Origin of the sequence: Bartonella kosoyi (assembly GCF_003606325.2) — a bacterium.
Classification (GTDB): Bacteria; Pseudomonadota; Alphaproteobacteria; order Rhizobiales; family Rhizobiaceae; genus Bartonella; species Bartonella kosoyi.
Genome location: NZ_CP031843.2, coordinates 1,812,276 through 1,823,958, shown reverse-complemented (window position 1 = coordinate 1,823,958; position 11,683 = coordinate 1,812,276). Strand labels below are relative to the sequence as shown.

Annotated in this window: 12 protein-coding genes and 1 tRNA gene; 7 read left to right on the top strand and 6 right to left on the bottom strand. The window is 35.3% G+C overall.

The window, feature by feature from the left end; translation table 11 throughout:
* The first annotated feature begins 245 nt into the window (after window positions 1-245).
* Window positions 246-707 carry a YcgN family cysteine cluster protein gene (locus tag D1093_RS07995; protein ID WP_120101838.1) on the top strand — a complete coding sequence of 154 codons (462 nt, stop codon included), beginning with the start codon at window positions 246-248 and terminating at the stop codon, window positions 705-707.
* 29 nt (window positions 708-736) lie between these two features.
* Here the strand turns inward: D1093_RS07995 and D1093_RS07990 are convergent, their stop codons facing one another.
* Entirely contained in the window at window positions 737-1,468 is a 732-nt protein-coding gene (locus D1093_RS07990) for an SIMPL domain-containing protein (RefSeq protein ID WP_120101836.1), read from the bottom strand.
* Between the two features lie 168 nt (window positions 1,469-1,636).
* Here D1093_RS07990 and D1093_RS07985 point away from each other — a divergent pair.
* Window positions 1,637-1,713: transfer RNA gene (locus D1093_RS07985), tRNA-Ile, on the top strand.
* A gap of 1,111 nt (window positions 1,714-2,824) precedes the next feature.
* Complete coding sequence (locus D1093_RS10310; protein ID WP_005773171.1) at window positions 2,825-3,007, top strand: hypothetical protein; 183 nt, start codon at window positions 2,825-2,827, stop codon at window positions 3,005-3,007.
* Here the strand turns inward: D1093_RS10310 and D1093_RS07975 are convergent.
* A complete protein-coding gene (locus D1093_RS07975) occupies window positions 2,931-3,245 on the bottom strand; it encodes a helix-turn-helix domain-containing protein (protein ID WP_005773173.1) in 315 nt (104 codons plus the stop codon). The genes D1093_RS10310 and D1093_RS07975 overlap by 77 nt on opposite strands.
* A 478-nt stretch (window positions 3,246-3,723) precedes the next feature.
* Here D1093_RS07975 and D1093_RS07970 point away from each other — a divergent pair, with 478 nt between their 5' ends.
* Both D1093_RS07970 and D1093_RS07965 read left to right on the top strand, forming a co-directional pair.
* Window positions 3,724-3,906 (top strand): hypothetical protein, encoded by a 183-nt coding sequence (locus D1093_RS07970; RefSeq protein WP_120101834.1) that lies wholly within the window; start codon window positions 3,724-3,726, stop codon window positions 3,904-3,906.
* Between the two features lie 631 nt (window positions 3,907-4,537).
* The gene (locus D1093_RS07965; RefSeq protein ID WP_120101832.1) at window positions 4,538-4,849 is read left to right on the top strand and encodes a hypothetical protein; all 312 of its coding nucleotides are present in this window, start codon (window positions 4,538-4,540) and stop codon (window positions 4,847-4,849) included.
* Window positions 4,850-5,273: 424 nt separating this feature from the next.
* On the opposite strand, the gene D1093_RS07960 is transcribed toward D1093_RS07965, so the two are convergent.
* Complete coding sequence (locus tag D1093_RS07960; protein WP_005773176.1) at window positions 5,274-5,453, bottom strand: YegP family protein; 180 nt, start codon at window positions 5,451-5,453, stop codon at window positions 5,274-5,276.
* A gap of 388 nt (window positions 5,454-5,841) precedes the next feature.
* Window positions 5,842-6,375, bottom strand: coding sequence for a helix-turn-helix domain-containing protein (locus D1093_RS07955; protein ID WP_120101830.1), 534 nt, complete (start codon window positions 6,373-6,375; stop codon window positions 5,842-5,844).
* Between the two features lie 366 nt (window positions 6,376-6,741).
* Between D1093_RS07955 and D1093_RS07950 the strand changes: the two genes are divergently transcribed.
* Window positions 6,742-7,791, top strand: coding sequence for a DUF475 domain-containing protein (locus tag D1093_RS07950; RefSeq protein WP_120101828.1), 1,050 nt, complete (start codon window positions 6,742-6,744; stop codon window positions 7,789-7,791).
* A gap of 451 nt (window positions 7,792-8,242) precedes the next feature.
* On the opposite strand, the gene pncA is transcribed toward D1093_RS07950, so the two are convergent.
* Both pncA and D1093_RS07940 read right to left on the bottom strand, forming a co-directional pair.
* Window positions 8,243-8,851, bottom strand: a complete 609-nt coding sequence (gene pncA, locus D1093_RS07945; protein ID WP_005775185.1) for a bifunctional nicotinamidase/pyrazinamidase — start codon at window positions 8,849-8,851, stop codon at window positions 8,243-8,245.
* Window positions 8,852-8,897: 46 nt separating this feature from the next.
* Window positions 8,898-9,434 carry a hypothetical protein gene (locus D1093_RS07940; RefSeq protein ID WP_120101826.1) on the bottom strand — a complete coding sequence of 179 codons (537 nt, stop codon included), beginning with the start codon at window positions 9,432-9,434 and terminating at the stop codon, window positions 8,898-8,900.
* Window positions 9,435-9,611: 177 nt separating this feature from the next.
* Between D1093_RS07940 and ettA the strand changes: the two genes are divergently transcribed.
* A complete protein-coding gene (ettA, locus tag D1093_RS07935; protein WP_120101824.1) occupies window positions 9,612-11,261 on the top strand; it encodes an energy-dependent translational throttle protein EttA in 1,650 nt (549 codons plus the stop codon).
* Window positions 11,262-11,683: the final 422 nt, after the last annotated feature.

Here is an 11,683-nt window from a genome sequence, read left to right as displayed (position 1 = left end):
ATTCTACTATTTTAGGGGTCGTATTTTGTTCTTTCTCGATTGACGAAGGAATTTTTCAATAGGTTATGTTCATTTATATAGGCTATTTTTTCAATACTCCCTTTTTCTTCAGATCAATTTTAAGAAAATTATATGAAGTACGCATTGAGTTGAAGCTTTTTAAGAGACAGAAATCGATGAAATTATAGAAATTAAATTTTTAATTTTTATCGATTTTCTTTATTAAAAAAGGTGTGCTTAAGTTTATGAGTGGAGAACTTCCTTTTTGGAAAGTAAAAAAATTAGAAGAGCTTTCTTTCTCTGAGTGGGAAAGCCTTTGTGATGGTTGTGGTCGTTGTTGTCTCCACAAAGTGGAGGATGATGATACGGGTGATCTGTATGCAACCAGTATTGCTTGTCGCCTTTTAGATGAAGAAACTTGCCAGTGTCGAGACTATGTTCATCGTAAATCAATTGTACCAGATTGTATATCGTTAGACATTACAACAGTTAAAATGGCGCGTTGGCTTCCAGAAAGTTGTGCTTATAAATTAATTTATGAAGAAAAAGATCTCCCATGGTGGCATCCATTGGTATCAGGAGATTGTCAGACAGTGCATAAAGCACACATTTCTGCACGTGGATCCATAGAGATCTACGAAGACGAATTATCATCTGAAGAAGATTATCTCACTCATATTACTGGCCTTCTCTGTGAAGGCCAGTGATATGAGCGTTTTATATAATGCCTGGTGATTTAATCGATCGCGAAGACGACAGTGACACTCACATTATAATTTAATTCACCCCCTGCAAAATTTGTATCTGTGTAGCTTGCATCTGCTGCTCTACTCATGAGACGTGGCGTTGGACGGTAGTAATCATCTTTTTCATTGATCTCAATAATTTTTCCTAATTTTAAATCAGCCGCTTGTGCTATGGTTTGCGCTTTTTCAATGGCTTCAGTAATGGCTTTTTTACGTGCTTCTTGATAAAATGGCTTCGTATCTGCATTGGTAAAAGTAATGCCATTTACTGAATTAATTCCCAGTGCCATCGCCTGATCAAAGATTTTACCAGCATTGCTAAGATCACGAATACGTACAGTTAAAGAATTTGAAACTTGATAGAGTTTTTCATTATTCTTTTTTTCGTGGGATGACTGGTAAATAGATAAACCTGATGTTTGCAAATCATTTGCTTGGATGCCATTATTTTTAAAAGCTTTTATAATATCATTGATCGATTGATTATTGGACGCTAATGCTTTTTGAGCTGTTTTGTCATGGGTAACAACGGCGAGATTAATAATTGCCATATCCGGTGTAGCTTGACTTTCTCCGATTGCAGTCACTGTAATTGTTGCATCTCTTTTACTTTCTTCAGCATAAGCACGGACAACAGTCAGTGAAGTGGCTAAGAGTGTGAATGTTAATATAGCTATTTTAACCAAAGAACTCTTCAGTGGTTGAATTTTCTTTTCTATCATATCTATTCCTTTACATTTATTATGACGACTCTCTCATTTTTGAGAGTTCTTGTAAAGAAATTAGGGCATTAGAAAAAAAACCAATAGAAAAGAGAAAAAGATGGGTTATAATCTCGGTCAGCTCTTGTATCATAGAGCATTTTAGTTTAGAGAGAGACCACCTATATGGGGCCTGTAGCTCAATTGGTTAGAGCCAGCGGCTCATAACCGCTTGGTTGGGGGTTCGAGTCCCTCCGGGCCCACCAATAGGAAATTGTCCAAGAGAAAAATGAATAGTTGAGTGAAGGTTTGAGGATTTTGCCTCCTTCATTCTTTTGATTTATTTCTCTTTTTGTTCTAAATTATTTTATCATTTTTTGTTGCAATGTTTTTCTATCAATCATTTTAATATATAAAGTGTTAATATAATTTTCAGGCTCATTAAAAAAGTGCTTTCATTTGCAAGATTAGTGCATCTGGAATAGTTTAATATGTGTTGCTGTTTGCATTCTTATTTTTACCATTGTGCATTTTCTGCTTTATGCTCAAATTACATTTTTATGTCATTCAATTGAAGTCACGAGGTTTTTTTTGATTTTACGCTCATAAGGTATTGGCTGTATTTCCTAAACCTTACCTTTTTTATTGCTAATTTTTTTGTATTGATTGTAAAAAGAATTTTTTCTTTTCTACAAAATGACTGGCAAGGGAAGTGATATTCTTTTTGGAAAAATACATTGCTTCTTCAAAGAGCATAATTTTTTATTGATGTGAGAGAATTTCTTCCTTGTTGTAAATCTACATACAATTTACCTATGGAGATCAGGGGTGATGATTCATTTTATTTTTTTAACATCACCATTTTTATTCATGATAGAGAATCAGTATTTAAACAGTGTTTTTGAGGGGAGGTTGCCTTGTCAATGTGTTACAGGGTTTTAGGGGACGCGGCTGTTTATAAGGGCTTATTCCCACATTATTCTTATCTTCTTACTTTGCAATATTGTTAAAAAAATATAGATAGTGCTAGGTAGAATAAAATTTTGATAGATTTTTCTTTTGAAATAAGCTGTTTCGTGTTCTCTTATAAAGAGTTCAGGGATATTTTTACATTAATTTGTTATTGGTTCGAATCAAAAGATTTGCGTAACATTATTCGCGTTGTTGATAGATCATACCAATTTTCATAAGAAGGTCTGGATCGGGCGATGCTTTCTTTTTCACCATGGTACATAACTCATAGAATTTTATCTGATTTTATAAAATAAGTTTGTGCACAATTGCTTCCATACTGCCTATTGCAAATATTTTTTTCTAAGGTATGAGATATGTTTAAACGCTTTAGCGTTATATTGTTTGACAATACGGAGTGTGACTATGAAGAATGATGAAAAATTTGAGGCGGCTTTATCGGATATTATTGTGAAATGGGAGTCTTTATCGACGTCTCAAAAGCAAGCGATATTGGATAGAGTGGAAAATTCTACAACTGCTTCTCATTCAACAGAACATTTAAAGCTTCAATCTTCTTTTTATCTCCCGACGAAATCAAAGCTATAAGTTTTAAGTCTTCATCAGAGATGTTGAAGCCAGTTATAACATATATGGCACTAGCATTTCCGAGTGTATTTAGAATCGCCATAAGTTTATCGACTGAAGGTCTTTTTCCTCCTTTTATCATTTGTTGGACATAGTTTTGTCCACAGCCTGCTGCTCTGCTTATTTCGATCATCGTCCGTCCGTCACTTTTTATTAATTCAATTAAGCGTTGGAACCAATCTTTTTCAGTCTTTGTCATTTTTAGACCTTTACACATTTACGCTATAGCGTTAATATTGCATCGCGAATCCAGAATACATGATACAAGGAGCGTGAAAATATCCATGTGTAGCTCTTCGCTAATGAAGCATATAGAGTTGTTTTTAACTAATAACAAAATGTCCCCATACACTTTTAGATTCGAATCAATAAAAATGGTTCCTTAATTCCACGGTTGTGAAGAAATCAGCGCGTATACCAGAAACGGTGATACGCACGCGTGTGTTCATAAGATTTCGCTGTGATAGTATACGTAGCAGCATTATAAATCAAGATATACCCCAACATCAGCATTTGTAAAAAATTCTGTGTTAAGCCGGTATGTGAGCATATAACGAAGCTTTACAGCCTTAAGAGACAAGATTGTGATTGGAGAAAAAAACATAAATTCATAGGTTTTAAACGTTTATTTCTCTTTTATTGTAATAAATTAGGTCACTATCAGAGGTATGTCGTATGTGTGCGTTAAAAAACTTTGGAAATATCAAAAAAATGATTTTGGTGTTTTTATAGAACATAAAAATAATTTGGAGCACGAAGGTCGTCGTTTGCTAGAATGTGATACATGCGACCAATGCTCCTATGAGGTTGGATGTTCTTTTGATGATGCGATGGTTTATAATGAAGTCTGTTTACGATGATATTTTTTATTTATGACAATGCGCTATAGGGTCCTCTAGGGGCCAAGAATTTGCATGTTTATGAGAGGAGAGAGCTTGATTGTCATTTGAGTATGAGTGGAGAGGCATATGTTTATACTAATGTAGTGGTTTTAGCCAAATTTTGAATGCTCAATAGAGTGAAGTTTTTAGGGATACTGGTGATTATAGAAAGGCTTGTGTTTATAAGAATGCTTTGGTTTGTGGTGATTAAAGATTTGTGGGAAGGTAAAAGATTACAGAAAAGCTGTGTTTTGTGACACCGAAGATTTTTGTAGTAATGAAAAAATTCCACATGACGAAAAAAAGAAGATAGGAATGTTTCAAGAAGGACGTGTACGATTTTATCACGTTGTTCGTTTTGTTGGAAGTTCTTTATTTTTTATATTTTGGATCAATAAATATGTCGCGAATAATCGGTGAGAGCGTGTGGATTTAGCCGCTTTCAGAGTATTTTGCGTTATCTATCAATGTTTTCATGGAGAGAATACGAATGCCGAGGGCGATTATGCGCACTTGGAGACTGTAGTTTATTGCCTTCTTTTTTGATGGAGGATGAAACAAAACAAATTGCTTAAGATGATCACTTGAGCGGCAATGAGAGGAGATCAAAATGAATATAAACGAAATTTTATTGGGAGCAATGATGGTTGTTTTGTTGTTCAGCGGGGTTATATTTCGATTTGCTTTATATTATCGCGGTCAAATTAAAGCTCTAAAAGAGGAATCCAGAAGGATAAAGCATGAATTTTTAAGGGATTCTATGAAGATGACTGAAGAACGAGACAGAGTTCTTAGAGAGCAGAATATGGTGATTAAAAGACGCGAGCAAGCAATTGAAAAACTGAAAAAACAAATTAAGAAATATGAAGAAAACGAAAAAAAATATCAAAAAGTGCTTAAATCTGAAGATGATAAAGGGTGATTGTATTCATATTTTGAATCGAATTTATTGCATTAAAGGCTTTGGAGATGTGTGGGAAAGATCGGAAATAATGAGAAAGAGATAGATTTTATGAAGTCCATGACGGTGCTTGTGAAAAGGTTGTCTTGGAAGAGAATATTCAAGTTTACTCTGATCTATAATTTATTTTCTCTTCATAGGCGTTTGTTCTATGAAGAGGCACAAGGCTTGAGGGATTTTCTTCTTGATAGATGCTACCAAAATCCAATTATCTTTGAATATAAACATATACCTTGCAAAAATGTAATTGTTATGCAAACCTGTTAAAAACAACGCAAAAAATTCTCTTCATTGAGAAAAAATCAATCATCTTTTATTAATTACAAAAATGTAACCCAAAATCTCATTATACAAATTAAACTCTTAATCTTAATGGTAAAGAACGTTAAGATTGTAGTTCTTTAATAAGAGCCTTATGGGTAATTTCTTTGATTTGCTCAATATTTATTAAGATATCTTGTTTTGTTGGATATCCTTTACTCGAAAAAGCAATTTTTTGGGCATCTCCTGAGATTAAACGCCAGTACCATTGATTGTGAACTCCTTGAAACACCTCAAAATACATGTTTCTCACCTCATAAAATAGCTGATAATTTTCAGGATAAATACTCAACTAACCCATTTACGAATACTAATGTATGTCTCTATAGGAAGTCGTCAATATATTCCCCTTAAATTTTCTGACCTAAAAAATAATTTCTATGAGAGCTATTATTCTTTTAACAAGAAAAAATTTCTTGTCAATAAGATGTGAATGAGAATTTTATACTATAAAATCATTTTTTTTAATTTAATGACACTATATGTCTATTTATAATACAAATATTTTTCTTTTACTGAAGTAAATTTTATAAAGCACACAAACCTTCACCTGCATGGGGAGAGGTATTTTTCCTCTCCCCATGCAGGTGGCTCTTAATCATTTCCTGTTTTTTCTTTTGAAATAAAAACGCTTATTGATTAGCAATAACTTCTTTTTGCGACACGCTTCGAATGAGTAAATCAATGAATAAGCTAAGGGTATAAGAATTAGCCATTTTGGCTTTCATATCGATCAGTGATGTTGCAGCTTTAGGGTTAAGGCCATTTCCTTGTCTTGACAAATATTGCTGCAATTTTTCATAAGAGCTGTCAATTTTTTCTTGATTGAGTTTTTCATTACGATCACTATTGGCAAGTGTTTCTTCTAGTCCTTCAATTTTTTTTATAAAATAATTCCAGTCAAAATCACCTTTTGTATATTCGGCATCAAACATTTTTCCTTGTCCGGTTAGAAGCCAATTAATGTTGACACCATATAATGTGCGGTATGTTTGTAAGACACTAAGATTGGGTTCTCTTTCTCCACGCTCATAAAAAGCAATGGAATTTTTTGTCATGCTAAAACTTTTAGCTAAAGTCTCACGTGATGGATCGCCTAAAGCAAGACGTACATAACGTAAACGTTTTCCAAATATGGTTTTTGATTCAGTTTCAGGACGTGCCACGAATTATCTCCCTCAGTAAATCATCATGGTATAAATTATTAAAAAATAAAAGCACACTATGTATTAATATTCTATGACATAATGTCAATATTTATCATTTTAATTTTTCTTTATTTTTTTTATTTTAATGGATAAAAAACAATCTCTCAACTCTATTGTATTGATGATTAATATTCATTTCAAAATAAAATCCTCTGTTTACTGCATTTGTCTCTTGCTTTTTTTGAGAAAATTTTCATGTAACTTTACCATATATATTCTATACACCTCTGCATTAGGAGATGCAACTTTAAAGAAATACAAGCTTTTGATTTGCACTATGTGTGTGCTGTAGGTGAATGAGAAAATAAACTTTAAGGAATGATTATGGCCCTACTACGCTATTTTGGGTTTGCTTTTTTTTTCACGATTATTGGTGTCTTTTTAGGAGGGGTTATTGGTTGGTTTGAAACGGGAAGCATGACTGGCTTTCTTAAATATTTTTTTATTTGCTGTGTTTTAGGGGTTTTGGAAATTTCTTTATCTTTTGATAATTCTATTATCAATGCACGTGTTCTTGGTAGAATGAATCCGTTATGGCGTCGCCGTTTTCTTATATGGGGTATTTTGATCGCTGTATTTGGGATGCGGATTGTTTTTCCGTTGTTGGTGGTTGTTGTGGCTGTTGGGATTAGTCCAATTGCGGCAGTTAAATTAGCAGTAGGGGAACCACATCGATATGCCGAAGTCTTAACCGATGCGCATATGGGAATTGCCGCTTTTGGAGGAACTTTCCTTATGATGGTTGGCTTAAAATATTTTTTTGATTCTGAAAAAGAGGTCCATTGGTTGAATGCTATAGAGAGACCTGCTCAAAAGTTTGGGGCGCTTATGGGGATTGATATTGCAATTGTTCTGATTTTGATCTTATTCGTATCAGGGCAGATTGTTGCAGAGGATAGAGTCACTTTTTTATTAGCAGCCCTCTATGGGCTTTTGACTTTTATAGGTGTTGAAGCTATTGGTCATCTTTTAGATGCTCCTAAGAAGACTTTGACGACAGTGACGCAAGGGGGGCTAGGGGCATTCCTTTATTTAGAAGTGCTCGATGCGAGTTTTTCTTTTGATGGTGTGGTTGGTGCTTTTGCTTTTTCACACAACCTTTTTATTATCGCAATTGGTCTTGGGATCGGTGCATTTTATATTCGTTCTATGACAATTATGTTGGTCGAATCAGGGACATTGTTGCATTATCGTTATTTGGAGCATGGTGCTTTTTATGCAATTTTAGTTCTTGCCATGATTATGTATCTGCAAACGATTATATCGGTTCCTGAAGTTTTAACGGGACTTGTGGGAGTCTGTATTATTGGAATGGCATTATATTCTTCGATTCGTTTTAAGCGTCGTCAATTGGATAAACATGTTGCGTCTTAAGTCATTAAAACTTTATGCTTTTGTTTATCACATATTCTTAATATGAGAGATCTTTCATGCAAAATAAAATGCCATTGTCTTTTTTATTGGCGTCTTTATTTTAAAGTTCAATCGATGGCATGATTCTTCTCGCGAAGGGAATACTGTAAAATTTCTTGGAGTGCTTTAACTTAAATACAAGGTGCAAACCGGCATTATACTTTTTACACGCTTTTAGAACGACGCAAGCTCTTATTTTTAACGATGCATAAGAAGCATTTGTTGCTTTCTTGAATGATTTTTATTTCCATATTGATTCTATTTATGACGTGTAGGAGAATAGTTTATTTATTATGAATAGGTTCGATATAAGAGAATTTTATTCTATTTTAGTCTCTCACTTAGAATATGCAAAAAATAATTTATTTCTTATTAATCAATATCTTATAATAGATTGCGAGAATACAATATTTTATGAGACCATTAACAGTTCGACACCAGCTTCGTTCATTGTTTTAAGCATTGTGTTTAGAGATTCGTTTACATCAATACCAGCGCAGGCATTTAATGAAACACTGACTTTAAAACCACATTGTATGGCGTGAAGAGCAGAAAATCCAACACAAAAGTCTGTTGCTAAGCCGCACATAACAAGCTTGGTAAAACCATGTTCTTTGAGATAAACTTGTAAACCTGTTGGTGTTTTTTGATCATTTTCAAGAAAGGCAGAATAGCTATCCATATTTTGATTATAGCCTTTTCTAAGGATAAGTTGAGCCTTTTCCACTCTGAGAGATGGATGAAACTCTGCTCCTTGGGTTCCTTGTATGCAATGATCAGGCCAAAGTATTTGCGGACCATAGTCAAGATTAATGGTATCATAGGGCTTCTTTTCAGGATAGCAGGAAGCAAAGCTACAATGATTTTTGGGGTGCCAGTCTTGGGTTAAGATAACGTGGTCAAAATGATTGATGAGATTATTGACGGCGGGTAAAATGGCGTCACCTTGTGGTACTGCGAGTGCTCCACCGGGTAAGAAGTCATTTTGAACATCAATGACGAGTAAGGCTTTTTTTTCCATAAATATATTCCTATAGAAGATGAGCTTTTATCGTATTTTTAAAAAGCTATACTTCGTCTTGAAGTTTTGAAATGATTTGCTGAATATTGATGTTATTTTTATAATTATCAAGCCAAAAGAGGGGGATAGATAACTTTTTACAATTCATTTTATAGTTTTTTACGAAGTGTAACCACGTCCCAATAGGAAGTGCACTGTCGTTATTTGTTGCGACATGTTGACGCAAAGCTTTCATGATCATTGGGCTTGGGACGTCAGATCCCATAAGGCGGCGGTCGTTTTGTAAACGCAATTTAAGCCACATCAAGGCAAGAGGTGAAGTCCATTGTTTTCCGTAACAAAAAATTGATGAAAAAAGGGAAGGTTTTTTTACTGCGTAATATAAAGCCCATAAAGCAAAAAAAGAAGGTGCATAGAGAATTACTTTTCTTTTTGGTTCTATATTACATTGATAGGTTGGTTTAATACGGTAAAAGTGTAATGTGATATCTGGTATGGAAAAGAGGGGCAATGTTTGATAACATGTTTCAGGGACCGCTAAAAAGATTTGCTTTTTGCTTCTTAAGGGGATGTTTTTTTGCATTTAGAACCATACTGGGGCTTGTGAGATGAGAAAAAATGTACCAATATTAAAGTGAAAAGCTTTTGAGATGATGTAAGCTCTATTTACTGTGCAGTTTCAAGAAGCAAAAGCAGTTTTTCAAAATCCTAATCTTTAATATCACACAATATAAAAAGAAATTTATATAAAGAGAAATTTATGGCACGTCAATTTATCTACCATATGGCTGGGCTCAACAAATCTTACGGCAATAAAAAAGTTTTAGAAAATATCCATTTGTCTTTTTATCCAGATGCAAAGATCGGTATTTTAGGGCCAAATGGTGCAGGTAAATCGACTATTTTACGGATTATGGCTGGGCTCGATAAGGAATATACGGGAGAAGCATGGCTTTCTGAAGGAGCACGTTGTGGCTATCTACCACAAGAACCTGTGCTTGATGCGAGCAAAGATGTGCTTGGCAATGTGATGGAAGGTGTTGCAGATAAACAGGCCATTCTTGAGCGTTATAACGAATTGATGATGAATTATAGTGAGGAAACGGCTGATGAAAGTGCAAAGCTTCAGGATATTATTGATAGTCAGAATCTTTGGGATTTAGAAAGTCAGGTAGAAATGGCAATGGCTGCTCTTGGTTGTCCACAAGCTAAAGGGGATGTGACAAAACTTTCGGGCGGTGAAAAGCGGCGTGTGGCGCTTTGCAAATTGCTTTTGTCAAAACCTGATTTGTTGCTTTTGGATGAACCAACAAACCATTTAGATGCTGAAACGACAGCTTGGCTTGAAAGGCATCTGCGTGAATATCCTGGCGCCGTGCTTTTGATAACCCATGATCGTTATTTTCTCGACAATGTCACGGGATGGATTTTAGAGTTAGATCGCGGTAAAGGTATCCCTTATGAGGGAAACTATTCTGCTTATTTGGGGGCTAAAGCCAAACGTTTGGCTCAAGAAGGTCGTGAAGAGGCTGCACGTCAACGTGCTTTATCACGTGAGAAAGAATGGATTGCTTCTAGTCCAAAAGGGCGACAAGCAAAGTCAAAGGCGCGGATTAAAGCTTATGATGAGTTGGTTCAGGCAGCACGTGAGCGCCGTCCTGGAGAGGCGCAAATCATCATTCCTATTGGAGAAAGATTAGGACAGGTTGTCATTGAAGTTGATCATCTTTCTAAAGCTTATGGAGAGCGTGTGTTGATTGATTCTCTCTCTTTTAAACTTCCTGCTGGGGGCATTGTCGGTGTTATTGGGGCTAATGGTATGGGAAAGTCGACCTTGTTTAAAATGTTGACAGGACAAGAACAGCCCGATTCAGGTCAAATACGGATCGGTGAAACGGTTCACATGAGTTATGTGGATCAGAGTCGCGATTCCTTGGCTGGGGATAAAACTGTTTGGGAGGAGATTTCTGGTGGAAATGACATTATTAAGTTAGGCAAATATGAGATGAATAGTCGTGCTTATTGTGGGGCTTTTAATTTCAAGGGGGCTGATCAACAGCAGAAGGTGGCAAATTTATCAGGAGGGCAGCGCAATCGCGTTCATTTGGCAAAACTTCTAAAAGAGGGGGGGAATGTGCTTCTTCTTGATGAACCGACAAATGATCTTGATACTGAAACGTTGGGTGCATTGGAAGATGCATTAGAAAATTTTGCTGGTTGTGCAGTGATCATATCGCATGATCGTATGTTTCTTGATCGCTTAGCAACGCATATTTTAGCCTTTGAAGGTGATGGTCATGTGGAATGGTTTGAAGGAAATTTTGCTGAATATGAGGCTGATAAAGTTCGCCGTCTTGGAGCTGAATCCCTTAATCCTAAGCACGCAAATTATAAGCCTCTTACACGCTAGAATTTCTTAATCTTATTGGAACGTTATTGAGAAAATAGTGTGTTTTTGTATTTATGACTTCATTAATAAAGTCGTGTGTCTTTCGTGGAGGTTTTTATTCATTGGAAAGAGGAGAGACTCTTTATGAGCCCATGGTGTAAATAACGCCATTCTACTCGTGATATAGCTGTTTTTGCTTGTAAAATTGCCATGAAGAGAGAGTCTTTTTATGGAAAATGCTATTCTATAAATGTTCTGGTCGTTGAGCTTAGCGCCTTTGCTTAAAAAGCGATGAGCTAAGTCATCCTATTATTTATTCTCTCCACATATTGGATCATTTTTGTTTTGAGATAGCTATAAGAGGCATTTCATTTACCTTTATGTTTTTTATCCATAGGTTACCGTTGCTGAGGAGCAAGAGGATGGTTTTGTTTGATTTACCA